Raw genomic sequence first — 26,990 nt, 5'->3', positions numbered from 1 at the left:
TTATATAATCCGCTGCGGCCACTTGACATCAGGTATCAGTGCCTCACCGTTGTATTTCTCTACCTCGCCAATACAAGTGTTCCAACCGGCAGTACCTTGCCCTGTGGCAATCGGCCCTGTGAGAATATTGTCAGCACCGGCTTTATCAATACCGGTTTTTTCATCAATTTCTGCCCAGGCACCATGCGGCAGGCCGACAACCCCTGGCATCAGGCGTTCTGTGACACTGGCTGTGCGCAGCACTTTGCCGTGGCGGCTCTTCACCAGCACGGTATCACCGTTCTTAATGCCCCGTTTTTTGGCATCCTTGGCACTTAAAAATACCGGGTTGGGATAGACTTCCCGCAGTTGAGGGATATTGTCAAAAATACTGTGGGAGCGGCGGAAGTAGTGCGGGTTAATGATCTGCAGCGGATACTCGCCTTTGATTTTGTTGTCCCAATCTTTGAATGTATCCTCATAGCCTTCAATGGCACGGTTATAGGTCGGAATAGGTCTGATTTCGGTAAAGCCGTAGTTTTTAATAAGGTCGGCTAAGCCTTTGCTGTGAATCTCCAGTTTGCCTGATTCGGTTTTCAGTTTATTGGCTTCCGGGTTCTGGCGGAATTTTTCGTAGGCGATATGCCCATACTTGTCGCCAGGCTTGCGTTCAACTTGATAGATTCCCTTTTCTCTGAACTCCTGCAGGGTAATCCGTCCTTGCTGCGGTTTGCCTGCTACGCCCATGGCGGCAATATCTCCGGCGGTAATTGTCACCAGCTTCTCCATGCCTGAACCGTCTTCTTTAATGACTGTTGCCCCGGCTAACTGGTTAAAAATCTGCTGTTTTTCCGAGAGCGGGTAAATGTCCTCTGCTTTTAAGCCCAACCGTTTGCCGATCTCAATGGCCATCCATTGGTCATGCTTAGCTTCAAAGAGCGGCTGGGTAATGCGGGTATAGTGAATTAACATTTCGCGGTTGCCGTTGCTGAAGCCGCCTTCGCGTTCCCATTCGGTTGTGGCTGGCAGAATAATGTCAGCGTACTTCGAGTTGGTTGTCAGGAAGTGGGAATGGGAGACAACAAACTCCACCTTGCGGTGCGCCTCAATTCCTTTGTTCATAGCCGAACGGGTCTGCAGGACAGCGTTATAGCCATGATAGATGAGCTGGATATTAATATCCTTCTTCTTATTGTAGCCTGCGGTGTATTTGCCAGTAAGAATGGTTTCCCACATTTCATTATCATTGATTCTGTCAGTAACCGGATTCTTGATGACAGGCAGACCATTGCCTCCCGGTTTTACGAGATAGGGGCCGCCATTACCTGTGGCGAAGTGACAGCTTACGCCAGTCATCCGGCCAGGCTGACCCATATGCCCGGTCATGGCACCCAAGCTCATGAACATTTGCGGCCAGGAATCAGAGTTGTTCGTCCGTGCCGCCGCCCAGGCGGTGAATAATGCCACCCGCTTGGTTTTACCAATCTTACGCGCGATATCCCGGATAGCCTCAGGGTCTACGCCGCAGATTTCTGCCGCCCATTCCGGGGTCTTAGGCACACCGTCAAAGGTACCCAGAATATAGTCCTTGAGATTTTCCTTAGGATCAGCACCTGGCGGCACATGCGCGGCATCAAAACCAACCGTGCAGCGGTTGAGGAAATCCCAGTCAATCAGCGGATTTAAGGCCGGGTTATCCTCAGTCACCAGCGTATAGGCCATACCCAATGCCATGGCATGGTCTGTACCCGGATAAATGGGAACCCACTGGGCCTCCAGCGTCTCAGACGTGTCAGTGTAGATAGGGTCGATGATAATAAATTTTGCGCCTGCTTTTTTGGCCTGGAGATAATGGTACATCGGACTGCCGCCTGCACTCCATGCCGGATTGCCGCCCCAGATAACAACCAGTTCGGAATTTCTTAAATCAAGGCGGTCATTAATGCTGTGTTCAGTATATCCGTCTTCCATGCCAAACTTGTTTGGACCCCAACGCCAGGTTCCCCAGGAGGTGGTTCCCCAATGGGTAGAATGGCCGCCATAGAGTCCCAGTGTGCGCGGCATTTCACTGCCGCCGGTAACTAAAATAGAGTTGCTGCCATATTTCTCACGGATGCGTTTAATCTCACCGGCAACGGTATCCAGAGCTTCATCCCAGGAGATGCGCACCCATTCATCCTTACCGCGCAGCTCCTTCTTGCCGCCGCCCGGCTCCCAATGCTTGCGTTTCATAGGATACTTGATGCGGTCAACACCGAATACCTGGTGACGCTGAGAACGGCCGCGAGCGCAACCGCGCTGCTGGATATAATCCGGTGTGTCCGGGTGAGTATCGTCGGTTTTTTGGCGGACAACTACCCCATCAACCACATAGGCTTTGTTCAAGCAACGCCCGCCGCAATTATGCCAGCAGGCTGCGGTAAGCCACTGACCTTCGGCTTTGGCTATTTCTTCGGCTTGTTTGGTGGCGACTTTGGTAAGACCGCAGCCTGTCAAACTGACAGCAGCAATGGCCCCGGCTGACATTCCAAGAAACGACCGGCGGCTTATCACATGATTTTGGATTTTTTCAATGAATTTTATCATCAATATCCTCCCCTTTTATTATTTACTTGCTGACAACTCCTGCAAAAGAACAAAACAGGCTGCGTTTAACAGATGAAGCTGCCAGGGAAGAAAAGTTAAAGCTTCTTTGCCTTAATTACCATATTGGGTTTTGTTGTTGCCGAAGTTGGCAGACCTTTCATATCAGCATTAGTGCCATATTTTTTACGCAGCTCTTCAATATCCCCAAACTCAATAGCCCGCAGCGGACAGGTATCAACACAGACAGGATTCAGACCCTGATCTACCAAGTCGGCGCATCCGTCGCATTTTCCGCTTTTACCCTGCTTCGCAAGGTATTGCGGACGTCCATAAGGACACGACCAGATACACATTTTACACCCGATGCATTTTTTCCGATCCTGAACCACCAGCCCATCGCTTTGCCGTTTGTAGATAGCACCGGTTGGACAATTCTCCGCACATTTCGGCTTATCACAGTGATTGCACCCTACTGAAAGAGAGTAGCCCCATACATCGGGATATATTCCGCCTTCAAAATCGAATACCTGGCGAAAAAATTCCCCTACATACAAGTCATTTTTATCTTTACAGGCAATTTGACAAGCTTTACAGCCTGTACAAAATGTTGCATCATAATAAAACCCTTTTTGTCCCACAAATTGTCACCCCTAAAGTATGATTCTTTGCCTCCATTCAGTGTCTGGTTCTAACGGTTCACCGCGATATTTCTCCACACGAACAATCGTGGTATTCCAGGGCTCCTCCCCCTGACCGCTCAACCGTGCTCCGCAAAGAGTATTGGTTGCACCAGCTTTATCGATCCCTGTAGCTTCGTCAAACTCTACCCAAGCTCCTTCGCCAAGTGCTACTACCCCTGGCATCATCGCTTCTGTGAGCGTAAGAGGCCGGACGCATTTGCCATAGGCGCTTTCAATTAAAACCGTATCCCCGTTTTTAAGTCCAAGAGCTTGCCCGTCTCTTTTGTTCATCACGAAATCCTGAGGATAGGCTTCTCGTAGCTGGGGAATATTGTCATACGTAGAGTGGGAGCGTCTTCCGTGGTGAATGGTAACAAGTTGAAAGGGATATTGCCCCTTCTCTTTGCTTGACCATTCTTTGAACGTAGCTTCATAACCGTCCAGGGGCGGTTCATACTTTGCAATTGGCGGAATCGTCGTCAAGCCGTAAGCAGCAATTTTATCTGAGAGGGCTTGACAGTGAATCTCCAGTTTACCGCTTTGTGTTTTTAGAGGGTTTGCTGCCGGATCTTTTGCAAAATCTGCACCTTGGATTAAGCCTAATTTATCTCCGGGAGATCTGGGTACCTGATAAACCCCTTGTTTAACCAGCTCATTTAAGCCTATCCTGCCGTTTTGCGTTTTACCTTTAACACCCCACTCCCGAATATCTTTTTCCGTAATCGTGACCAGCGTTTCATAATTTTCTCCGTCATCTTTGATTACTTGCGCTCCGGCAATGCTGTTGAAAAATTGTTGCTTGCCATTAATCGGATAAATCTCATCTGGATTCAGCCCGAGGCGTTTGCCAAGTTCCCTGTCCATCCACTCTTCCGTTTTTGCTTCAAAAAGGGGCTTTACTACTTGGGGAGTAATAAAGATTGCTTCCGGATTGCCTTGTAGAATTTTCCCGTCTTTTTCCCACTCGGTTGTGGCTGGTAAAACAATATCCGCGTATTTTGAAATACTGGAAAGAACAATATCATTGGTTACGACAAAGTCTACTTTACGGAATGCTTTAATTCCCTTATTGGTGTCAGAGGATTGATTTAGGTAGTTATAGCCATATCCGTCCCTGACCAACCAAATCAAACGAATATCACAGGGGACTTTACCCCGCCCGTTGGTTCCGGTGTAGTGTCCATTTAAGATGGCGTCATATGTTTCACAATAGGCCATCCCATTGGCTGCCGGGTTTTTGGGGTTTGCCCATCTGTATCCATCATAAGGGCCGTATGTGACATCCGGAAATAAAGGATTCTTAGCGGTGGGCAGGCCTGTACTGCCGCCTTTCACAAGGGTTTTTCCACCATAACTTTGATTTGCCGCATAGTTCATTGTCCAAACTCCGGCACCTGATTTTCCTACATTGCCAGTCATCCAGCCGACGGTAAGAAAAGCCTGGCAAAATTGTTGCCCTTTGTAAGTACGTGCCGGTGCAAAAGAAGAACAAAAAATCATCGGCTTGGTTGTGGCTATTTCTGCGGCAAACTCCTTAATCAGTTGTGGCGGCGTTCCGCAAATCTCCGAAGCCCATTCTGGTGTTTTAGCAATCCCGTCATAAGTGCCAAGAACATAGTCCTTAAAGTTTTCTTTAGTATCCGCCCCCGCCGGCATATGGGCTTTATCAAATCCTACAGTACACCGGTCAAGAAAGTCCTGATCCTGCAGATTGTTAGCAATCATGTGGTAAGCCATGCCTAACAGCAGTGCCGTATCCGTTCCTGGCCGGCAAGGAATATGTTTGTCTGCCAGCGTCTTTACCGATGGTGTCACAAAAGGATCGACGATGATAAACTTGGTTCCTGCTTTTTTCGCCTGCATTAGGTTGTATGTCGGATTCCCTAAGTTTGAACGAGCAGGATTGGCACCCCATAAAACAATGAGTTTGGCATTTCGCCAATCCAGTCTGTCGTTCGCTTTCCACGAAAAGAAACCGGTCATACATTCCTGGGGAATGCCCCAGGCACCTGATGAAGATGAACCCCATCTTACAAGACCGCCGCCATAAAAATTAAGAAGTCTGCTTGAACCAAGAATGGATTTATTGCCATATCCCTCTTTAATTCGCTTCAATTCTCCGGCCACAAGATCCAGCGCCTCATCCCAGGAAATGCGCACCCATTCGTCTTTTCCCCGCAATTCTTTGTTGCCGCCGCCGGGTTCCCAGTGCTTGCGCTTCATTGGATATTTAATCCGATCAGCACCGAATACATGGTGTCTTTGAGAACGCCCGCGTTGACAACCTCTTTGTTGAGGATAATCAGCTGAATCAAGGTGAGTATCATCTGTTTTTTGTTTGACGACAATCCCATCAACAACATAAGCCTTATTCAGACAACGCCCTCCGCAGTTATGCCAGCAAGCAGCCGCAATCCACTCGCCTTCGGCTTTGCTCATCTCTTCGGCTTGCTTGGTGGTAACTTTAGTAAGACCGCAGCCTGTCAAACCGACAGCGGCAATCGCCCCTGCTGACATGCCAAGGAACGAGCGACGGCTAATCAGATGATTTTGGATTTTTTCGATGAATTTTATCATCAATATCCTCCCCCTGCTATTAGTTACTTGCTGATAGCTCCTGTAAAATCAGGGCATCAGCCACTAAAAAGCCGCTGAGTACCTGTACCGCGCCTTGATAGAAGACAGTATCCGCATGAGCTGTGACTTTTTCAGCAAAAGCCGGAACCCATAGCAGAAGATGCTCTGTGAGGAAATCGGCTTGGTCTTGGATAACTTCCTGCAATGCCGCACTGTCATTAGCCTCAGCTTTTTCATAGGCTAAATTGGCAAGCTGATACATGAAATCACATTCTAAGCCGATATGGTCATCTGCCTCTTGCTGATAAAGAAGCGGCAAGAACGCATACTTCAAGTAGGCTAGGCGCACAAGCCGCGTCTCTTGTTGGAACAGCAGCTTATCCTTATTGAGATAGACCGACTCCCATGGCGGAGCCGCTACCTCATACGGACCGATAAATAGCCGGGTATATTCCCAGTGCAGCTTTTCATATTCGGCTTGCGCCAGCCCCTCGGCACTACACGCTTTAAGATAGGCGGCTAGCTTTTGTACCCCTTGCACAATATCTTCATTCTCCTCTTGAAACGGAAACGCCAAGACCAGTTCGTTCTGGCTAAGCTTGACTAGAAAATCTTGCGCCGGTTCTTGGAGAAAGATGCGGCGCAGCAAATCATAAGCGAACACTCTCGCCTCTAAGAGAGGCAGCATTGACACTGGCTCTCCGGTATCGTTACCAGCCCTAGTCTGTGGATGCGCTACCATACAATGCCTCCTTTTATACCATATCTATCTGGAAGTCTTGGGAGAAAACGCGTTCAATCTTTAATTCGCGGCGATAGATTTCGCCGCAACGTTTTTCCATAATACTTGTCGATATGCCAACTTCCACGGTCATATCTTTTAGCAGAAAAATCTTACTGACAGGGAACTCCAGGTACTGGTAATCCTCATTCAGCTCATAGTCGGTCATGTGCTGCTTGCGAAACACCTTCATGGCAGCCTGAACATCCTTGCCAAAAACCTTGGCCGTCTTAATAAAATAGTCTTTGGGCGAAAGATAGATTAAGCCTGACTTCTCGGCCAACTGATTCTGCTGAAAGATTTGCCCGGAGAATTTGTTCGCCAGCGAGCAATAATGCACTCCCAGCGTCAGGTTTTGCTCTGCCGCAAACGTTAGCAAAGCCAGGCACTCCTCTTCACTTTGGTCAACAGGCAGTCCCCCTGCATACCAGTAATCATACAATACTTTGTAAGGGGGATTTTTCAATTTAAACATGCGCCGCTGAAATTCTTGCTGATTGTGATAAGGAAAACAAAATTCCAGCAAATTAATTCCGGCGATACCTATCGCGTCTAATTCCTGCAGTAATGCCTTCATCTCCGGCAATGTACCGGGAATGACCGGCATTTCGATCACTACGCTGGGGATACTGTCTTTCGCCCAGCCAATGCGTTCCATGACCGCCGCCCGCACCGCCGGGGAGTCTTCCAATTTAATACTGAACCGGATTTCATCCAACCGGACGCGCGCAAGCTCAGCCAGTACATCTTTATCCAGCAAGTCGCCTGAGGTGTACAGCCGGGTGTGCGCTTGAGGAAACAGCCGCTTGGCCTCTTGGAAAAACCGAATCGTCTCCTGTTTGTGTAAGAGTGGCTCACCGCCGGTTAAGGCTATATAAGACAACTTGCCGCCGGTCTGCTTGATTTGCTTCAATTCTCTGATACTGTCCCGCCGCTGCAGCGTATGCTCTTCATAATCCTCTTGGTTGGGATTAAAGCAGTAGTAACACTGGCGATGGCAGGCTAATGACAAATAGAAGGTGGCACTGTTCTCCCCTGTGTTACACGCTTTACAGGCAGGTGACAGCCAATTGTTATGGATACTGTGGTCATTGTTGCGAAAGTACATGTTCTTGCCCTGCAGGCTCAGCTTACCCGCTTGTCCATTGTCCGGGCGACAAGCAGCAAACTCCAAACCATGAGATTTCACCTGTTCCAAAAAACGTCCGTATATCCTGGTATAAATCTGCGCATATTCTTTAAACTCTGGATTTCTAATCTCTTTTAGATTTTTTTCATTTAGCTCTAATAACATCAAATTACCCCTCTTAAGCTAATTATATATAATTTTAAAAGCACCATTTTTGTAATATCCTCCAGACAATTCTTCGATTATTGTAGAAAAATACAAAACCAACCTCACAGGTTGGTTTCACGCATTTTCGCTATTTTGCAGGCAACAGAAAGATTAATTCGAATCTCTAATTTCTGCAAATCAACATCTAGTAATTCCTCAATCTTTTTTAGACGATACCGCAAGGTGTTGGGATGCATAAATAGTTTTTCAGCGGTAATATTCAGATCCCCGTTTTGCTGAAAATACATTTGCAGTATCTCAAGAAAATTCATGTTGTTTTTTTCGTCATACTCAATGATCACGGCCAATTGCTCTTGGTAGTACTCGTCCAGTTGATCTAAGCTAACGTGGGATAAGAGCCGAATAACACCCAAATCTTCGAAATAAGTAACATGTCCTTTTTCGCGAATAAACCGGCCTAAATCCAAGGCATGTTTAGCCTCTTGGAAACTTTGGCAAAGCTCGGCGGCAGATGAATGAAGCTTGCCTATCCCGAAGGAAACCGTAGCTTCAAAAGCAGCTTCCTGTAGGTTAGCTTGCAGTAAATTCGCAAGATTTTTTATGTATTGCTTGGCACTTCTGCCTTTTTCTTCGGTAGCTGGGATAATTACAATAATCTGATCCTGCATTTCAGTTATAATGGTTTGCAAAAAATGAGGTTTTAAAAATGCTTCAATGAAAAGTTGCAACCCTGCCAGGACTTGATCTTTATTTCGTAATTGTTTAAAGTCATCAGGTTCGACAACAAAAAGATGTTGCGGTTTATTAAGCTCCCAGTTCCAATAGCGCCCGCGCTTAATAAGCTCATCTGTTGATTCGAAATTATTATACAAAAGATCATAAAGGAATTGTTGTTTATACTTTTTCTCAATTTCCTCCGTGCTTTTGCGGTTAACAAGAAGCTGCAGGCAAGCAAGCCCCACCTCGCCGATCCGGCCTGCATCCAAGGCATTTAATGGGCCTGCGGCTTCAAAAACTAACAAATAACCAAACAGCTGACCAGCCAAGACCAACGGTGTAACAAAGCAATTCATAGCTTGATCATGGAAGCCTGTTATCAGTTGTTGATATGGCTCAGCAGCTATTGGAACACTTTGTTTGCGTTCCAGTATGGGTGGCCGAACTGTTTTCACCAGCCTCCCCATTTCCTCTGCAGGCAAAAAATGTCCGGTCATCCCTTCGGCCAGCAGCTGAAATACAGGGTCAACCAAGACCGCCGGGTTTTGGAGATACTCGGCAAGTTGATTAAGCAAAATCGGTAGTTCCTGGCTTAGATTTGTCAATTGGCGCAGACGATACCCCTCGGCAAAACTCATTATTTTTCTGTTTTTTATCAATTCCAGCACTAACGTCAGGGAACCATCTAATTCCTGCTCCGCGATGACTTTGGGGAAAACCAACAACGGCATACGGCTTTTCTCGGCTGCAGCTATAAGCCCCTGTGAAAGCGCAGTTCCATATCCATTGACTATAATTCCGGCAGCAGCTGAATTAAGATAGGCTGCCAAGGCCCTCGTCAGATCGCCTTGACCGTCTCCCATGTTAACCAAAACAAGCACCCCATCCAGCGCATGTGCGGCTACGCTTGGGCAAGCCGTAACAATTTTATGAACCTTGTTATTCCGGCCTGCCCAACCGGCAACTACCTTGGCCTGAGCAAACGGATTCATGGTTACTAATTCCTGTACCGTACAAAATTGCTGCATATTTTTATCGCCCTTTCCTCCAAAAACACCGGGGTTCTTTAGGCAATATAACCCTAAGTGATGGTCGGGTAAATTTAATAATCGGCAAACACGCCAGCGTCATCTGCCCGGTTAACTCCATTTGTTCGCTCAAATCCACTGCCTGGAGCGCACCGACAACACATGCGTCCACACAAGCCGGAGCAAGTCCCTTATGAATCCGTTCGACACAAAAGTTACATTTGCTTACCTTGTGGGTTCGTTTGTTTACCTTAGGTACCTGAAAAGGACATGCTGCAACACAACTTTGGCAGCCATTACAGTGTTGCGGCCGATGCAATACTATCCCATCCCGTCGTTTATAAAAGCATTGCTTTTGGCAAACCCGGATACATTCGGGATTTACGCAGTGATTGCAGGCTAACGATAAAAACTTCAAACCCCGTTTATCCTTGACTATATCAATAACTCGCCGGTAATGCACTTGATCGAAGTGGTGTTCGTTTAAACAGGCTATCTCACAACCTTTGCAGCCAACACATTTATTCAAGTCAAGCAAAAAGCCCAGCTGTTTTCCCAAGCAAGCCACCTCCAGAGCACTTATATGTTTTAGTTTGATCTCACCACTATAAGACGGTAAAACTACTTTATACACAATTCGACAAGCCCAATACGTATTCCCGCTGGTTGATAAGATAATTGTATTTTTAATGGTTTATAATAAGCAGTTTTTCATAAAAAAAGCCTTCTAGCAAATTTGCTAGAAGGCTTTTTCTTCTATGGTGCGCCCGGCAGGAATCGAACCTGCGCTCCCGGCTCCGGAGGCCGGTGCTCTATCCCCTGAGCTACGGGCGCATTATGATGTTGTCCTTAGCCACGAATAAGATTATAACACATCAGTGTATTCATGTCCAACAAATTCATCATATTTTTTTATTGTAACCTTTTTACAGTTATTTTGCGTCAGTTGGTGTCTCGCAATAAGGGCACACACGCCATTCACGGTTAAGCTCTTTGCCACAGGAAGTGCAGCTGGGTTTTAGAGTAAACCCACAATGAGGGCAGGCTTTAAAATCTTCTTTAACTTTACTGGCACACATAGGGCATTTTATAGTCTCTTCTACCGGTATGGCTTCAACATCAATGATATTATCATCCCGGTGAGGATTTATCGGTCGCTTACGTCCAAACAACAAGTAAAGGGGTAAAAATATAACAATTGCCGCCACTGTACCAACTGCCCATAACAGAGCAGTACTCATGTTATGACCGTGTCCGCGGGCATCATTAAATACCCAGTAAGCAGCGATAGCAGCAATCAGGTAACTAAAAGTCATCATAAAAGCACATTTCCCCTTAATATAAAGAATATGTACAATTATACCATGCCCTGGACAAGCTGGCAAAACTAAGCCTCAACAAATTTTACATTAGCACTTTTGAAAAACAAAGACCTCAATCCCTATCTTTCCCGGGATTGAAGTCTTCGGCTTAACTAGGCTACTGGCTTTACAATTGAGCCATATTTATACTTGTTGCCCGGCACTAACCTCAAACGATGACTCACCGGAACATCTGCTGGCCTTTTTAACGGTGCTAGGGACGTCACTAAATTACAGTGGTGCCTCCTTGGTTTACTTACTTATTTCATCTAAAGTCTTGCCTTTAGTTTCCTCGCCAAACAACCAAACAGCAAGGGCGACAACCATCATAACACCTGTAAACATTGTAAACACTTTTGGCAGACCTTCCGGCCCGGTAATCATGTAGCCAACAATAGTTGGTGCCAAAATCCCGCCAAACCGTCCTACTGCCGCTGCCCAGCCGGAGCCGAAGGCTCGGATGCGGGTAGGATATAATTCCGGAGTATAAGTATAGACAACCCCCCAGGCGCCAAGGTTAAAGAAGGACATCAAACTGCCCCAGAAAAGTACCACCCCGGCACTGCCTCCCAAACCAAAGAAATAAGCGCTTACAGCACTCATAGCCAAGTAGATAGAAAGAGTTGCTTTCCGGCCAATGCGGTCAATAAAATAGGCGGCACTGAAGTACCCTGGCAGCTGGGCCAATGTCATAAGTAACACATATTCAAAGGTTTTGATTACAGTATGGCCTTGCTTTACCATCAGCGAAGGCAACCAGGTAAAAATACCGTAATAAGAATAAACAATACCGAACCAAATGATCCACAAGATAATTGTCCGTTTGGCAAATTGTGCAGTCCATAATTCTTTAAAAGCTAGTTTAGGTTCGGACGTTTTGGTTAATTTGGTCGCAGTTGTAGCAGCAGGTTGTACTGTCGATATAACTCCAGCCTCTTTTTCAATCTTAGCGACAATTTCCAAAGCCTCTGCTTGACGACCTTTATCCATAAGATAGCGTATAGATTCAGGCACCGCCAGTCTGATAAAAAATACATACAGTGCCGGCAGAGCACCGATAAAAAAAGCCATCTGCCAGCCATAACGGGGAATTATCAGATAGGAAATGAGTGCCGCCACCAACCAACCTGCTCCCCAAAAGCTCTCTAACAGTACAACAAAGCGTCCGCGCTTTCCCGGTGGTGAATATTCAGTCATAAGTGTAGCCGCTACTGGTAATTCGCCGCCAAGGCCAAAGCCTACTAAAAACCTGAATACCAGTAATGATTCATAATTCCAGGCAAGTCCGCACAACCCGGTAGCTACACTGTAAATGATTAGAGTAAAAGAAAAAACAGCCTTACGCCCAAATTTGTCCGCAGCCGAACCTGCAAGTACCGCACCAACAGCCATACCTAGCAGGCCGATGCTGCCGATGTACCCCATCTGAGCGGTTGATAATCCCCACTCACTCGCTAATACAGGCAGAACAAAAGCAATGACGCCTGTATCCATAGCGTCAAATAGCCAACCTAGCCCGGTCAAAACCAACAGTTTATAATGAAAGCGGCTAACCGGCACACTTTCCAAACGGCTGATAACCTCCATCATTGCACCCTCCTTTGAGTCTTTACAACTGTCTTGTCACTAGTAATAATTATAACTGCCACTCAGTAAGATGGCAACTTATTTTTTATACTATATTAATAACCGTGCAGACGATCCGGTATACCCCTGCTACTCATCAGTAATGTCCTATTGCCGGCAGGTAGTAACCTATATTAGAAAAGTCCGTACCACATTTACGTGTACGGACTTTGTTACAATTCGCAAACAGAATTAGTCTAACAATATTCCCAGCATCTTAAGTTCAGAAGAAATTTTGCTTAAAATCTCGGTCGAAGGCGCTTCAACAGTATGGAGATGCGCACCACTGGTAACAAGGGATAACGGTGCTGCCCCACTTTCAGCTAATTTATGTAAAAAGTCAGCTAAATCCCGCCGGGAAGCTAGCATTAAATTCGCCTTAATTTCACCATATACAGGATGTTCAACACTGACATCCAACACCCTGCCCCCATTATCAATAATAACTAAAAGCTCTTCTTCTATCTGGTCAACATTATGGCGGCAAGCAAGTTTCGCTCGAATAGTTGCCGGCTCAGCTGCCTGCAAAATAACATAGCCCTGAGGGGTAGCAATAATATCCATGCCGGCCGCCCGCAAAATAGCGACATCACCAACAATCACCTGCCGACTTACTCCTAGTTCTTTGGACAATGCCATGCCAGTAATTGGTAGTTTACTATACTTTAGCATGGCGGCAATTTTTTCTCGCCGCTCTTTTGCTTCCATACTTAATCACGCTCCTGCTTCATCTAACTGAAGCCAGTTTGTTAATTTCACTTAAGTATTCCCGTTTTCCCAGTAAAATCATAATATCGCCGGCCTGAATGCTTTCATCGGCCCGCGGGTTGCTCAGCAAATTTTCCTCCCGCTTTATTGCCACAACGATTGACTCATATTCATCTTGGATAGCACTTTGCGCTAACGTCTGACCAACCAGAGTTGACGCGGGATTAACAGTTATTTGGGCGATATCAATATGTATGTCATTATTATAAAACACGTTTTCCATTAAATCCGTAATAGCGGGCTTCGTCATTGCGGCGGCCAGTTGACGGCCTCCCATAACCGATGGAAAAATAACGGTATTCGCGCCTGCTCTTTTAAGTTTTTCTGCTGCCTCCGGACGTTCGGCTCGTGCTACAATATTTATCTCAGGATTCATGCTCTTAGCCGTTAAAGCAACATAGACGTTATCGGCATCATGAGACAATGCCGTGATTATCCCTTTAGCCCGACTGACACCTGCCTGCAGTAGTATTTCATCAAACGTAGCATCACCGCAAATAGCCGGTGTTCGCTGTTCAAGCAAACAATCTATTACCTGCTGATCACAGTCGATAACAACATACTCTTCTTTTTCGTGCAACAATCGTTCACTGGCATTACTGCCGACCCGGCCGGCTCCACATACAATAATATGATTATTCATCGCTGCAATTCGCCGGTTCATAGCTCTTCTCCCCCATACATTCTTAAGTTGGCCTTCAATAACCCCACCAATTAGCAGCGAAAACGTATAATAGGCCATTCCGACACCACTGACTATTAGACCCATGGTAAATAACCGTCCGGCAACCGTTTTCGGTATAATATCGCCATACCCGACGGTTGTAATTGTAACAACAGTAAGGTAGAATGCATCGATAAACGAAAGATTTTCTATTACCATATATCCAATAATTCCGATTATCTGGATAGCAAAAAATGCACCGATAGTAACTTTAATGCGTCGATCAGGCAAGCCGCTCACCCCTTAGGATTACCAAAGCAAGCAGCAATAATCATACTGCCTACATTATGTTATTTGCTCTTTATACGAAAAACTCCTGCCATTTTTCGGCTCGCAGCTTACTTAATAAATACATCTATTATACACTACAACCGATATGTTAGCATCAACACAACACTAGTTAGCTGCTTGCAATAGTACAGTAAATACTGTTTTCTTACCCGGCTGCGAGGAGACTAGTATCTGTCCGCTATGATTCTGTACAATGCTATAACAAACCGATAACCCTAAGCCGGTGCCATTCTCTTTGGTAGTAAAAAATGGGGTTCCTAGTTTTTCAATAACCGCTGAAGGAATGCCGGTGCCGTTATCCTCCACCGCTATTAACACCTTGTCCTGTTGCTCTTTAACGGTCACAACGACATTGCCGTTGATTGGCGCGGCCTCTATAGCATTTTTTAATAGGTTGATGAATACTTGTTTAAGTTGTGATATATCGCCAAAAACATGACAATTAGGATGCGGTACTTCTAGTTGTAAGCTGATGTTCTTATTATGGCATTGTCCTTCCATAAGCAACGATACACATTCTAGCAAATTACAAACATTGATTTCTTCAAATACCGGCTCCTTTAACGGACGTGCTAACATTTGAAACTCACTGATTAAGCTGTCAATCCGGCCAATCTCTGCTAAGATTATTTTTACATGCTCCGGCGTAACGGGTTTATCGGTCCGACGAGCCATAAGTTGAATAAATCCCTTTATCGAAGTCAATGGATTGCGAATTTCATGTGCAAGTCCTGCGGCCAATTGGTTAACACACGTCATGCGCTCCATTTTTAGTTGTTCGCGTTCACGCTCGTGATATTTTGCCTGACGCCAGACACCATACAAGAGTACACAGCAAACCACTAGCAAGAAAAAAATTCCAATATCGTCAAGCGATTTGCTCAGAACTCTGGTATATAAAGCAGTTAGAGGGATTGTCTTTGCCACCCGCCAATCGGCATTTGACAAATCGGTATAAATAAGCAGCTTTTCTTGATTATCCAGGAAGGACTTAATCTTCTTAATTCCTGTTTTTTGACTATACACCAAACTAACAATTTGATCGTTTACCGCAGGCGATTCCGGATAAATTTCAGCTAAGTGAGGGTGATGGATAAGCTGACCTTTGTTATCCGTCACGAAAATATGTTGCTCCTCCGGTATTTGCTTATGTAGTACAGCTGCTGATATATCGCGGATAGGTACAAACGCAGCTATCACGGCAATTACCTTGTCCTCCTCCACTACCGGAACCTGCACAGTAATATATGCATCTTCCAGATTTTCATAAGCAATTCTTTCCGAAACATTCGGCTTGCCTGCCAAACTTTTTAGGAAAAAAGTTTTACTATTGGGAACTGTAAAAGGTGTATTGACATTCCCAGGGTAAGACAAGCTATCACTAATTAAAATACCATTTTTATCGTATAGAGCGACATTAGCAACCTCTAGAGTTCGGGCGGCTTCCACTAAACTTCGCCGTACCCGTCCGTCTTCCAGACTCCTGATACCAGGGTAACCAGCTAATAATTTAAGCCCAACCAGTTTAGTATTAAAATACATATCAAGGCAATTAGCCGTTACTGCAAGGCGGTCCTGTTCCTTTGCCACTATATTCCGATACTGGCAATTAATATAGTGTACCATGGCAGCAGCCATTATTGCCAACAATCCTACACCAACTAATATCCTAAACACTGCATTTTTAGTTGTGGAGAGCACGGCCGAATCACCACCTTTTTTTGACACACTTCGCTAAATTTCAAACTTTTCCTGCTGTATTTGGCAAGCTTAGTCTATCTTTCACACAAACTTCTTATCACATAAAACAAAAAAGCTTTCAGATTATAAACTGAAAGCTTTAACTATGGTGGGCGATGACAGGATCGAACTGCCGACATCCTGCTTGTAAGGCAGGCGCTCTCCCAGCTGAGCTAATCGCCCATATGGTGACCCGTAGGGGATTCGAACCCCTGATACCGCCGTGAAAGGGCGGTGTCTTAACCGCTTGACCAACGGGCCATGGCTCCTCGAGTAGGACTCGAACCTACGACAAATCGGTTAACAGCCGATTGCTCTACCGACTGAGCTATCGAGGAATTTTAATGACATAATGAATTATATAATAACAAAAAAAAAATTGCAAGTATGGAGCCCCCTATTTCAAAGGATATTTTTGTTAAAGCATCAAATACTGATAGTATAACAATGCAAGCATTAACACTTTAAGGAGGCCTGTCTTTGGATCCCAGAATAAGAACTCTTGCCAAAAATTTGACTGGCTATTCAACCAGTCTCAAGCAAGGCGAAAAAATACTAATCGAGATATACGATGATGCCTTACCCTTGGCTAAAGCGCTTGTTGATGAAATATATGCTGTTGGTGGAGTACCTTTTCTTGAAATAAAAAACAGCCAACTGCAGCGTTCTTTGCTTATGAAGGCATCCGCTGAGCAACTGAAGCTTACAGCATCATGGGAGCAAGCCAGAATGAAGGAGATGAATGCCTATATATCCGTGAGAGCCAGCTATAATATCACCGAAATGGCCGATGTACCTTCATCCCAACTGCAAAGCTACCAACAAAACTGGGTTAAACCTGTGCACCTAGATATACGCGTACCAAAAACCAGATGGTGTGTTCTACGTTGGCCTAATGCATCAATGGCACAATTAGCTAATACCAGCACAGACGCCTTTGAGGATTTCTATTTTAATGTTTGTAATTTAGATTATGCTAAGATGGCTAAAGCGATGGATCCTTTAGTTGATCTCATGGAAAAAACCGATAAAGTTAAGATTACCGGACCTGGCACCGATCTTACTTTTTCAATAAAAGGAATTCCGGCCATAAAATGTTCGGGACTTAGAAATATACCCGACGGCGAAATATACACCGCTCCGGTTAAAGACTCGATAAACGGGGTTCTTTCCTATAACACTCCGGCCGTATATCAAGGTTTCACTTATGAAAACATCCGGCTTGAATTCCAGAATGGCAAAATTGTTAAAGCCATTGCCAACGATACCGAAAAGATTAATAAGATTTTTGATACCGATGAAGGATCCCGTTATATTGGTGAATTTGCGCTTGGTGTCAATCCTTATATCGATACCCCGATGAAGGATACCTTATTTGATGAGAAAATTAAAGGCAGCTTCCACTTCACTCCCGGCAATGCCTATGATGTTGCCTTTAATGGCAACAAGTCAGCTATACATTGGGATCTTGTCTGCATCCAAAATCCCGAATACGGCGGTGGCGAAATCCGTTTTGATGACAAGCTTATCCGCAAAGACGGCCGTTTTGTCATTCCCGAGCTTGAAGGCTTAAATCCAGAAAACTTGATGTAACTCTAAATGAAAAAAGGCGGGATTGCGCAGCAATCCCGCCTTTTTCATTTATGCTATTTAAGCAGGTCCTGAATAAAATTAGGCAAAGCAAAACAACTTTTCTGAATTTCCTTGTTGTAGTAGCGAGTACTCAAATTTTGTGGAATACGGGAAATATCGGCAGTAGCCGGATCGTACTTTTTAGAACCAAGTGTAAAGCAATGTAGACCGCTTGGGTAGATTGGAATGTTTGCCAAATACAAGCTGGTGATTGGGAACAAAGAAGAAATGTCCTTGTTCAGGCGCTTAATAAGTTCCTGATGGAAAAAAGGTGACTCGGTCTGTTGTACAAACAGACCATCTGGTTTTAACGCTTTATAAACATCCTGGTAAAAAGCATGGGTGAACAATCCTTCACCCGGTCCAATTGGATCAGAGCAGTCTACAATAATAACATCATATTTGCTTTCTACTTCCCGCATGTGCTTAATGCCGTCACCGATCTTAAGACGCAGCTTAGGGTGATTTTCATTCAATGCTACACTGATTTCCGGTAGATATTTTTTACTTACTTCAACTACTAAACCATCAATCTCTACCATCTCAGCCACTTCTACCGATTGGTGTTTGACAACTTCGCGAATGGCGCCGCCGTCACCGCCGCCGATAACAAGCACAGTCTTAGGATTTGGATGCATAAACAAAGGTACATGAGCAATCATTTCATGATAGATAAACTCTTCTACTATTGATGTTTGGAAAACGCCATCAAGCACCAGCATCCGTCCAAATTCATGTGTATCAACTACAGCAATTTCCTGGAACTCCGACTCACCGGCAAAAAGCGTTTCTTTTATTCGAGCCGTAAGCCCTAAATTTTTAGTTTGATATTCAGTATACCACAACTCCATTATGTAAATCCTCCTTATAGATTTTGTCCTCTATAACTATTCTACCTTATATAATTTGTTCAGGCACAAATTTTATCACAAAATTTGCCACATTGAAAGATAAATCTAAAAAAATTGCATTAAATACCTATTTATTTAACAATTTCTCAAAAAAAAGCTATATAACGAACAGAGCCGTCAGTAGACTCTGACGGCTCTGTCCACATAATATTTTATTTTTCTTCCGGACGCTTACCATATTTATATTTGTATTTCGGCATTTTTACTGGCATCTCACATTCTTCTTCTTCTTCTTCTTCACATACATCTTCTTCTTCTTCGCATTCGTCCTCGTAATCTTCCTCGCACTCGTCTTCGTCCTCTTCCTCATCTACGCAAGGCATAGATGGGCCAAGACCAGTAGCACCGGAGAAACTGTGACAATGGCCGTCATCTTTACTGGTCACGCCGGCAAAGTAATGAACATGATTTCCGTCAGGCATTTCAATAGCAGGCCCTGTCATGACATCATAAGTATGCCAGTGACCGCCCTCGTCTTCTTCACTAATAAAAGAAGTCCTGCCATGAATCCGGTGACAATGGTTTCTTCCGCTTTCTCGTGCCGGGCCGCTAACACCCAGTATAATATGCTGATGACAATCTGCCACGTCAGCCTCGGTTAAATAAGTATGAACATGTGGCATAGTTTCATGATTGGGTTGATGGTGATGATGGTGGTGATGGTGAGGTTTACGGTCTTCTTCATTAATCGGCATAGTTCAGGTCGCACCTCCAAAAAGTTTTCGCACCTTATCCTATGCCACGAAATTACTATTTGCTACTGAACTTATATGCTGCCGCCCTCAATTGTGTCACTAAACATAACATGTGCATATAGTATACTGACAGCTAACGTTTTGTGGAGGTGATTTCTTGTCAAAACCAAAAGAAACCGTCAAAGCCTTTACTACTCGCATGTTGGCACTAGCCCTAATGACTAGTCTATTAATCTCTCTAGGAACACCTCTTACCTATCTGTGCTTTGCCTGGAAAGCTAAACAAGCCGAAACAATTGCGTTAGCCCAACAAATAGCCCGTGAAACACAGGCAATTATCATCAGCAATCCGGACGCAAAACAACATACCCTACTCCAGCTTAATAACTTGGCTTCCTTCTACCAACAACGACCGGATATTAAGCACGTAAAGATAGCAGCGAATCGTTTTACCAGCGAAACTTTAGACACCCCCTTCTCGCCTTCATTCTTTGATATTATTCAGCGGGTAGATATCTTCTGCCGCGGTACAACCCAAGGATATATAGAGGTAACAACGAGCACCACCGGCATAATGGTATCTACTGTTATTTTAACAGGCATTTTTCTTGGGCTAGGTCTGTTAATAAACACGTTACTTTATCGTTTACCCGTCAGTATCGTTGATGAAAATGAAAAAAAAATGACCGTCCTGATTAACAAATTAAAAACAACGACCGAAGAGCTTACCAAAACCAAGCATCAGCTTGAACAAACGACCATTATTGATTGCAAAACAGGTTTATATAATGCCTGCCAATCCACCAAGCGACTAGAAGAAGAAATAGCTAAAATTTCACTTTACGGAGGCTCCTTAGCTGTACTAATACTGGACATTGATCATTTTAGACAATATAATGACCATTCCGGGCATAAGGGAGGCGACGAAGCAATATCCACAATCGCCCTGCTAATAAAAAAACTAATTCGCACAAATGATTTAATCGGACGTTTCTGTGGTGATAAATTCATCGTAATTTTACCAGACGTCGATTATAACCAGGCTATTTCTACTGCCGACAGATTGCGCTCCAGCATCGCAAAGCATAGATTCCCCGAAGCGGAGTTTTTACCGAGTGGCAAGCTTACCGTTAGTATTGGAGGCACCATGTACGACGGCAGCGTTTCTTTAACGCCTCAGCAGATTTTCGTCCAGGCCGAACATGCTCTAAGGCAAGCAAAAAACTCCGGCCGCAACAAAGTCGTTATATTCCAAGCCACCTAAGCGACAACATAGCAGTTAAGCCCAAACCCATAGTAAGCATTGCATTCCGGCAAGTATAGGCTACAACCGCAGCCAGTACTCCTGCCAAAAGATAATGATTATTGAAAGAAATATCAACATACCCTTGCGGCAGCAGCAGAGAAGGAATAATGAGCGCTGTTAAAATAGCGGTAGGAACATGTTTTAACCAGCGTTCAAACCAACTGGGCAACCCAATCTTACTTAATAAGGCTACTGAGCCAAACCGGGTCAAGAAAGTTGCCACAGACATTCCTAAGACGATAAGAAATATTTCAAGACGCATGATTATCCTCCTTTTCCAATAAGCCGCCTGTTAGGCATGCAGCCAAACAGGCGGCTATTATATACCATTTTCCTGGCAAATACGCTGCTCCGATAACAGCAGTTACGGCAGACACTAAAGAAACTGCTACACTTACAGAGTCAGTCAATCTTGGAATTAACATTGCCAAAAATGTTGCCGGCATAGCAAAGTCCAGCCCCCAAGCAAGCGGATCGGGAATATAACTCCCCACGAGTACTCCGAGGACGGTAGAAAGCATCCAGACAAAATACAATCCCCAACTGCTTCCCATTTGATAATCAGCGTTATAGCCTGCTTTTGCAATCCGGTTAACGGTAATCGCATAGGCTTCATCCGTTAGGGCAAAAGTTAATAATAGCTGGCGGACAAGTGGCAATTTCAAAAGATGCGGCGCCAAGGATGCGCCCATAAATAAATGCCTGAGGTTAATAAGCAGTGTAGTAAATACAATAAGTCCCCACCCTGTAATTCCGGCGCCTAACATACTGATACTAATAAATTGTGCTGCCCCGGCAAACACCAGTACCGACATAAGCACTGTTTCGACAGGCGTCAGTCCGGCTGTCAATCCCATAATCCCACAAGTAATACCAAAAGGCACAACTCCCATCATAATAGGGATACTGTCACGCACTCCTTGTATGTATTCTTTCATACAATCACCACCTTTTCAATTTATTCTATATTACTTGGCAGGAAAAACATTGTAAATATCCAATTGTAAATTTAAATCAACAAATTGGATATTTAAAGGAGATTATCAACAAATGGATATATCCAAATTTAGTGAATTGGTATCCCTGAATCCAAAATCAACAATTCCACTATATAAGCAGATTGCCGGTATATTAACAGAAAATATCAAAAACGCTATTTTGCCCCCAGGTACTAAACTACCACCCGAACGAGAGTTGTCTGCTCTTCTGGGTGTTAGCCGCACTACAACTATCAACGCTTACCGGCAGCTTGAAGAGCAGGGCCTTATTTGTACCCGCGTTGGCAGCGGAACATATGTAGCTGATTTGGGTCCAATTACCAAAACACCCCCTGCAGTTCCCTGGTCTCAGTTATTCGCCCCTAGCGTCAATATCCAGTTACCATCGATATTGCGCGAATTGATTTATTCAGCGGCAGCCAAAGATAGTATTTCTCTGGCTGCCGGCATGCCTGATCCGTCTCTATATCCGCTCAATGATTTCGCGCAGTTCTTTACTTCACAATCGAGTTTTCTCGATGGGGCCGATTTAGGACACACTCCTACTGAAGGATATACACCAATACGCAATATTTTATCGACGATGCTAACTGAAAAAGGCTATGGCATAACACCAGAAAACACTATGATAGTAAGCGGTTCTCAGCAAGGCTTATATTTAATAGCCAAAGTCTTCTTACAACCCGGAGACTATGTTATTGTTGAGTCTCCCACCTATCTTGGCGCTATTCAGCTGTTCAGCAATTCAAGTGCCCGGATTCTCAGCCTTCCCTCCTCCGGTCCCTTACCATTTGATCTTTTAGAAGATTATCTTATTCGTTATCGTCCCAAGCTTTTTTATGTAATGCCAACCTTCCAAAATCCTAATGGCCGGGTCATGCCACTGGAAGAACGCCGTGAGCTTTTACGCTTAGCCGCCAAACACCGTTTAGTGATTGTCGAAGATGACCCCTACGGTGAATTATTTTACGAAGAAAAGCCGCCCCTCCCCCTCAAAGCTCTCGATTCGTATGGCGGCGTTATTGCTCTCGGAACTTTTTCAAAAATGCTGTTTCCCGGACTGCGAACCGGCTGGGTAGTCGCACCCGAACCGGTTATTAATCGTTTTGCCCTTGAGAAACAATATATAGATCTGCATAGCAGCAATCTATCTCAACGCTTGCTTTACGATTATTTACATCAAGGTCTGCTAGATAATCATCTTGCCTTAGTCCGGACTGAATACAAAAAACGCCGCGATTTTGTCGCCGGCGCCCTTAAACGGTATTGCAGCCCCCACCTTACTTTCAGTATACCTGCAGGCGGTTTCTATTTCTGGTGTTCACTCACACAAGATATTTTGACCAGACAACTCTTGCATGAAGCCTCGAAAACGGGCGTTTCCTTTGTTCCCGGTGAAGCTTTTTATGCGGATGCCTCGGGCGCCCACGAATTCAGACTTTGTTTTGTAACCCAGCCCGAAGAGCGTTTGCTCGAAGGTATCAAACGGTTAAGCAAAGCCTTACAGGTTCTGCAAACCGCTACCCCACTTAGCACCGCAGAGCGCCCAGCAATCCTTCCCCTCATCTAATGACTGCCATCGGATAAACTATCATGCCTGTAATAATTCATTCAATCTTGTTAAATTTCCCCTGGCCGTCCGTTCATACTTTTCCCGGAAATAATCTGTCTGGTAGATAGCCGAACGGCTAAGAAACTGTCCGAGTACCTTTTTTCTGCCCTGCACGTACTGCACTTGATTAATATGACTGTATTCTGAGCGTATTTGCCCTTCGTATTCAAGGAAACCTTCCCATTCACGTCCAAGTACTGCTAAATCAATATCCAGTAAATAAGCCCCGTCCTGACAGCCAGTCAACCCGTTATGGCTTGTAAGTATGATTAAATCCGCGGCCTTGTTGCCAAAATCAACAGGCAAATCCAGGATACTTGCCATATAGGCAGCAGCCGCCGCACTCAACGTTTCATTACTCCGAGAATTCGGGATACAAACGATATCATGAAACCATAAAGCATACTCAAGCAGCGCGGGATGATTCAGTTCCGGTTTGATTGCCTCAAATTGTTTAAAGCAATCATCAAGATGGTTCAAAGTATGATAATATCTAAAATACTGGCCGTAACTATCGGCAATGAGGCTATATACATTAGCTGCCTCAGAACTCGCTGTTAACAGTCCGATAAAACTATGCCAGCGATCCGCTAAATTCTTTAACATCCTGGCCTCCCGGAAAATTTTTAAATTTATTTTTTCTTATCCGTTACTTTTTATATATTGTCACGTTTATATAAGCGAAGGAGATGATTATTATGTACAAAACAATTAAAACATTAGTGTTAGCCCTGCTAATCACCGTGTTAGCCCTGCCGGCAGCGCTGGCCGCCGAGAAAAACCCCAACGCTACCGAAGTTCAGGTAAGCGGCAACTATCAAGAAGAAATAGCCCCCGATACTGCCTATATTAATTTAGGTACCGTGACCGAAGCCGAAACCCTCGGCGAAGCCCAAGCCAAAAATGCCGATATCTCAGCCAAACTACGTAACAAGTTAGAAATCGCGGGTATCAAATCTGAATACATAAAAACCGCAAACTACGATGTAACACCACTCTACAAAAATGATGACAACGGCCGCCGCCTGCCAAGCATTAAAGGTTACCAGGTTACCAACAGCATCATCGTAACTACTGTTCCCGACAAGGCTGGTGAAGTGATTGACACCGCCCTAAATGCCGGCGCTAACCAAGTGAATAATGTGCGGTTTGGCAAGAACACCGATAGTGAGATCAAGAATGCAGCTTTGGCTCAAGCCGTCCGTGATGCACTGCGCAAGGCCGATGCTATTGCCGCTGCTTTAAACAAACAAGTAGTTAGAATAAAAACAGTAAACGAAAATAGTGTTCATCTCCAGTCACCCGAGATTGGCACTCGTTATAAACTAAGTGCATTGGATGCTGGGCAGTCAACACCTATCTCTGCCGGGTTAATCACATTAACAGCCAATGTACAGGTAGTAGTCGAATTAGAATAGTAAACTTATCCTTGAAAAAAGTCCGTATCACTGACATGTGATACGGACTTTGGCTATTTTATATCCTTTTAGTGTTTGAAATGCCGCATGCCGGTAAACACCATGGCAATGCCTTTTTCATCGGCGGCTTTTATTGAATCTTCATCATTTACTGAACCACCCGGCTGAATAACCGCACTAATGCCAGCTTCAGCGGCGGCGGCAACTGTGTCTGCAAATGGGAAGAAAGCATCTGAAGCTAAAACAGCCCCTTTAGCCTGCTCGCCAGCCTGTGCCAATGCAATGCCGGCAGCGCCAACACGGTTCATTTGGCCAGCGCCAACCCCCAGAGTTTTATTATCGTTTACAATGACAATTGCATTGGACTTTACGTGCTTAACGACTTTCCAGGCAAATAAAAGTTGTTCCCATTCGGCTGCTGTCGGCTGACGTTTGGTAACTACCTTCATGTCACTTTTCGGCGCAGTTGTCCTGTCAGCTTGTTGGAGTAAGACTCCACCTGTTACTGATTTAATGTCAAAGCTGGCATTATCAGCCTGCGGCAATCCTGTTGCCAGCAGACGAATATTTTTCTTAGCGGTCAGAACAGCAATCGCTTCTTCGCTGAATGCCGGAGCAATAACTGCTTCGATAAATATCTCGCTGATTTGCTGCGCAGTTTCTTTGTCTACTTCACGGTTTAAACCAACAATACCGCCGAACGCAGACACAGGATCGGCCTGATAAGCTTTTTTATAAGCTTCGGCCAGTGTGGCGCCGATACCGGTGCCACAAGGATTGGTATGCTTAATAATAGCCGCTGCCGGCTGCTCAAATTCCGCAGCTAACACATAGGCAGCTTCCACATCAACAATATTGTTAAAGGACAGTTCCTTGCCATGAAGCTGCTTAACATTGGCTACACCAGGACCGGAATAGTATTGTTCCCGGTAGAAGGCAGCTGATTGGTGCGGATTCTCTCCATAGCGCAAGTCTTGCGCTTTCTCATAGACCAAATGCAGCGTCTCCGGGAAAAGACCTTGTCCCAGTTGCTCACTCAAATAGCGGGAAATATAAGCATCATAACTGGCAGTATGGCTAAAAGCTTCCTGTGCAAGCGCCATCCGGTTTTTCAAAGCAACTTCACCTTCAGCAGTCAGTTGGTTAATAACTTCTTCATAGCGCGCTGGATTTACCACAACTGCCACATAGTGAAAATTTTTAGCAGCAGCCCGGATCATAGCTGGTCCGCCGATATCAATGTTCTCTACGGCATCGTGCAAGGTGACACCCGGCTTGGCTACCGTCTGGCGGAAAGGGTATAGGTTGACAGCCACCAAATCGATTCCTGTAATTTTATGTTCGACCATAGCCGCTTGATGACTGGGATTATCCCGAATGGCCAAAATTCCACCATGAATATAAGGATTAAGCGTTTTAACCCTGCCGTCCATAATTTCCGGAAAACCAGTAATTTCGCTTACATAGGTTACGGGGATACCAGCGGCTTTAATGGCCTTCATTGTACCGCCTGTTGAAACAAGTTCAACTCCCAGGAGGTGAAGTTTTCTGGCAAACTCCACAATGCCAGTTTTATCTGACACACTTAAAAGGGCACGTTTTATTTTCATGGTTCTTCCTTTCTACTCAGCTTTCTCGTTCTTCATTTAGGATACGTACACGCCGTCGTCCTTCTATAGTTAACCGCCGCTCGCAGTATAAGGCAATTGCCCGGGGATATAGAATATGTTCAACATGCAGAATCCTATCTGCTAAAGTTTCTGTTGTATCGTCTTCCAAAACAGGTACTGCTTCCTGTAAAATAATCGGACCGGTATCCATACCCTCATCGATAAAGTGAACCGTGCAACCGGAGATTTTAGCCCCATACTGCAAGGCTTGCTTCTGGGCATCTTCCCCAGGGAAAGCCGGGAGCAACGAGGGATGTATGTTCATGATTTTTCCGGCAAACCGGTCAATAAAATAACGGCTTAGAATCCGCATAAAGCCGGCCAATACCACCAATTCTACATGGTGAAGATTTAACTCTTCGGCTATAGCAGCCTCAAACTCCTGCTTGGTGGCAAACTGCCTCCGGTCAATACAAACTGTCGGAATGTCCGACCCGGCCATGCGTTTTAATACATTGGCTTCCGGGTTATCGCCGATAACCACGCCAATTTTAGCATCAAGCCGTCCAGCATTTATGGCATCAACAATCGCCTGTAAGTTACTGCCGCGCCCGGATGCCAATACGCCGATTACCGTTTTGTTCATGAAACAG

The 26,990-nt window shown here is 44.9% G+C and carries 23 protein-coding genes and 4 tRNA genes; 4 read left to right on the top strand and 23 right to left on the bottom strand.

Annotation, left to right across the window (positions count from 1 at the left end; genetic code table 11):
- The 16 genes from SRRS_RS08895 to SRRS_RS08820 all read right to left on the bottom strand — a co-directional run bounded on the left by SRRS_RS08895 (position 1) and on the right by SRRS_RS08820 (position 16,493).
- Positions 1–2,565: a molybdopterin-dependent oxidoreductase gene (locus SRRS_RS08895; protein ID WP_371368083.1), complete on the bottom strand. Its 2,565-nt coding sequence runs from the start codon at positions 2,563–2,565 to the stop codon at positions 1–3.
- Between the two features lie 95 nt (positions 2,566–2,660).
- Positions 2,661–3,203: a DMSO/selenate family reductase complex B subunit gene (locus SRRS_RS08890; RefSeq protein WP_371368082.1), complete on the bottom strand. Its 543-nt coding sequence runs from the start codon at positions 3,201–3,203 to the stop codon at positions 2,661–2,663.
- A gap of 12 nt (positions 3,204–3,215) precedes the next feature.
- Complete coding sequence (locus tag SRRS_RS08885) at positions 3,216–5,822, bottom strand: molybdopterin-dependent oxidoreductase (RefSeq protein ID WP_371368080.1); 2,607 nt, start codon at positions 5,820–5,822, stop codon at positions 3,216–3,218.
- A gap of 19 nt (positions 5,823–5,841) precedes the next feature.
- Complete coding sequence (locus SRRS_RS08880) at positions 5,842–6,564, bottom strand: molecular chaperone (protein WP_371368078.1); 723 nt, start codon at positions 6,562–6,564, stop codon at positions 5,842–5,844.
- A gap of 13 nt (positions 6,565–6,577) precedes the next feature.
- The gene (locus SRRS_RS08875; protein ID WP_371368076.1) at positions 6,578–7,897 is read right to left on the bottom strand and encodes a radical SAM protein; all 1,320 of its coding nucleotides are present in this window, start codon (positions 7,895–7,897) and stop codon (positions 6,578–6,580) included.
- Between the two features lie 104 nt (positions 7,898–8,001).
- Complete coding sequence (locus SRRS_RS08870) at positions 8,002–9,645, bottom strand: PucR family transcriptional regulator (protein WP_371368074.1); 1,644 nt, start codon at positions 9,643–9,645, stop codon at positions 8,002–8,004.
- 4 nt (positions 9,646–9,649) lie between these two features.
- Positions 9,650–10,204, bottom strand: a complete 555-nt coding sequence (locus SRRS_RS08865) for a 4Fe-4S dicluster domain-containing protein (protein WP_371368073.1) — start codon at positions 10,202–10,204, stop codon at positions 9,650–9,652.
- Between the two features lie 200 nt (positions 10,205–10,404).
- A tRNA-Arg gene (locus SRRS_RS08860) sits at positions 10,405–10,479 on the bottom strand.
- A 98-nt stretch (positions 10,480–10,577) separates the two neighbouring features.
- Entirely contained in the window at positions 10,578–10,964 is a 387-nt protein-coding gene (locus SRRS_RS08855) for a zinc ribbon domain-containing protein (RefSeq protein WP_371368071.1), read from the bottom strand.
- A gap of 294 nt (positions 10,965–11,258) precedes the next feature.
- Positions 11,259–12,593: an MFS transporter gene (locus tag SRRS_RS08850; protein WP_371369769.1), complete on the bottom strand. Its 1,335-nt coding sequence runs from the start codon at positions 12,591–12,593 to the stop codon at positions 11,259–11,261.
- Positions 12,594–12,824: 231 nt separating this feature from the next.
- Complete coding sequence (locus tag SRRS_RS08845) at positions 12,825–13,340, bottom strand: transcription repressor NadR (RefSeq protein WP_371368069.1); 516 nt, start codon at positions 13,338–13,340, stop codon at positions 12,825–12,827.
- 19 nt (positions 13,341–13,359) lie between these two features.
- Entirely contained in the window at positions 13,360–14,355 is a 996-nt protein-coding gene (locus tag SRRS_RS08840; protein WP_371368067.1) for a TrkA family potassium uptake protein, read from the bottom strand.
- 165 nt (positions 14,356–14,520) lie between these two features.
- Positions 14,521–16,116, bottom strand: coding sequence for an ATP-binding protein (locus SRRS_RS08835; protein WP_371368065.1), 1,596 nt, complete (start codon positions 16,114–16,116; stop codon positions 14,521–14,523).
- A 146-nt stretch (positions 16,117–16,262) separates the two neighbouring features.
- A tRNA-Val gene (locus tag SRRS_RS08830) sits at positions 16,263–16,338 on the bottom strand.
- A gap of 3 nt (positions 16,339–16,341) precedes the next feature.
- Positions 16,342–16,416, bottom strand: a tRNA-Glu gene (locus SRRS_RS08825).
- 1 nt (position 16,417) lies between these two features.
- A tRNA-Asn gene (locus SRRS_RS08820) sits at positions 16,418–16,493 on the bottom strand.
- A gap of 142 nt (positions 16,494–16,635) precedes the next feature.
- On the opposite strand from SRRS_RS08820, the gene SRRS_RS08815 reads away from it, so the two are divergent.
- Positions 16,636–17,748 carry an aminopeptidase gene (locus SRRS_RS08815; protein WP_371368063.1) on the top strand — a complete coding sequence of 371 codons (1,113 nt, stop codon included), beginning with the start codon at positions 16,636–16,638 and terminating at the stop codon, positions 17,746–17,748.
- A gap of 53 nt (positions 17,749–17,801) precedes the next feature.
- Here the strand turns inward: SRRS_RS08815 and speE are convergent, their stop codons facing one another.
- Both speE and SRRS_RS08805 read right to left on the bottom strand, forming a co-directional pair.
- Positions 17,802–18,638: a polyamine aminopropyltransferase gene (gene speE, locus SRRS_RS08810; RefSeq protein WP_371368061.1), complete on the bottom strand. Its 837-nt coding sequence runs from the start codon at positions 18,636–18,638 to the stop codon at positions 17,802–17,804.
- A gap of 212 nt (positions 18,639–18,850) precedes the next feature.
- Positions 18,851–19,393: a YmaF family protein gene (locus SRRS_RS08805; RefSeq protein WP_371368060.1), complete on the bottom strand. Its 543-nt coding sequence runs from the start codon at positions 19,391–19,393 to the stop codon at positions 18,851–18,853.
- A 157-nt stretch (positions 19,394–19,550) separates the two neighbouring features.
- On the opposite strand from SRRS_RS08805, the gene SRRS_RS08800 reads away from it, so the two are divergent.
- The gene (locus tag SRRS_RS08800; RefSeq protein ID WP_371368058.1) at positions 19,551–20,657 is read left to right on the top strand and encodes a GGDEF domain-containing protein; all 1,107 of its coding nucleotides are present in this window, start codon (positions 19,551–19,553) and stop codon (positions 20,655–20,657) included.
- On the opposite strand, the gene SRRS_RS08795 is transcribed toward SRRS_RS08800, so the two are convergent.
- Together SRRS_RS08795 and SRRS_RS08790 are read right to left on the bottom strand one after the other, a co-directional pair.
- Positions 20,638–20,961, bottom strand: a complete 324-nt coding sequence (locus SRRS_RS08795; RefSeq protein WP_371368056.1) for an AzlD domain-containing protein — start codon at positions 20,959–20,961, stop codon at positions 20,638–20,640. The genes SRRS_RS08800 and SRRS_RS08795 overlap by 20 nt on opposite strands.
- Positions 20,951–21,637: an AzlC family ABC transporter permease gene (locus tag SRRS_RS08790; protein ID WP_371368055.1), complete on the bottom strand. Its 687-nt coding sequence runs from the start codon at positions 21,635–21,637 to the stop codon at positions 20,951–20,953. Before SRRS_RS08790 ends, SRRS_RS08795 begins: the two co-directional genes overlap by 11 nt.
- A 112-nt stretch (positions 21,638–21,749) precedes the next feature.
- Between SRRS_RS08790 and SRRS_RS08785 the strand changes: the two genes are divergently transcribed.
- Entirely contained in the window at positions 21,750–23,267 is a 1,518-nt protein-coding gene (locus SRRS_RS08785; protein ID WP_371368053.1) for a PLP-dependent aminotransferase family protein, read from the top strand.
- Between the two features lie 21 nt (positions 23,268–23,288).
- Here SRRS_RS08785 and SRRS_RS08780 read toward each other — a convergent pair whose 3' ends face one another.
- Entirely contained in the window at positions 23,289–23,915 is a 627-nt protein-coding gene (locus tag SRRS_RS08780; RefSeq protein ID WP_371368051.1) for a hypothetical protein, read from the bottom strand.
- Between the two features lie 92 nt (positions 23,916–24,007).
- On the opposite strand from SRRS_RS08780, the gene SRRS_RS08775 reads away from it, so the two are divergent.
- On the top strand, positions 24,008–24,727 hold the full coding sequence (locus tag SRRS_RS08775) for an SIMPL domain-containing protein (RefSeq protein WP_371368049.1): 720 nt from the start codon (positions 24,008–24,010) through the stop codon (positions 24,725–24,727).
- 68 nt (positions 24,728–24,795) lie between these two features.
- On the opposite strand, the gene purH is transcribed toward SRRS_RS08775, so the two are convergent.
- Entirely contained in the window at positions 24,796–26,337 is a 1,542-nt protein-coding gene (purH, locus tag SRRS_RS08770; protein WP_371368047.1) for a bifunctional phosphoribosylaminoimidazolecarboxamide formyltransferase/IMP cyclohydrolase, read from the bottom strand.
- 16 nt (positions 26,338–26,353) lie between these two features.
- Complete coding sequence (gene purN, locus SRRS_RS08765; protein WP_371368046.1) at positions 26,354–26,983, bottom strand: phosphoribosylglycinamide formyltransferase; 630 nt, start codon at positions 26,981–26,983, stop codon at positions 26,354–26,356.
- Positions 26,984–26,990: the final 7 nt, after the last annotated feature.

This window comes from Sporomusa rhizae, from assembly GCF_041428845.1.
Classification (GTDB): domain Bacteria; phylum Bacillota; class Negativicutes; order Sporomusales; family Sporomusaceae; genus Sporomusa; species Sporomusa rhizae.
Note: the sequence above shows the minus strand (reverse complement) of the source record. Positions and strands in the feature narration are given on the sequence as shown.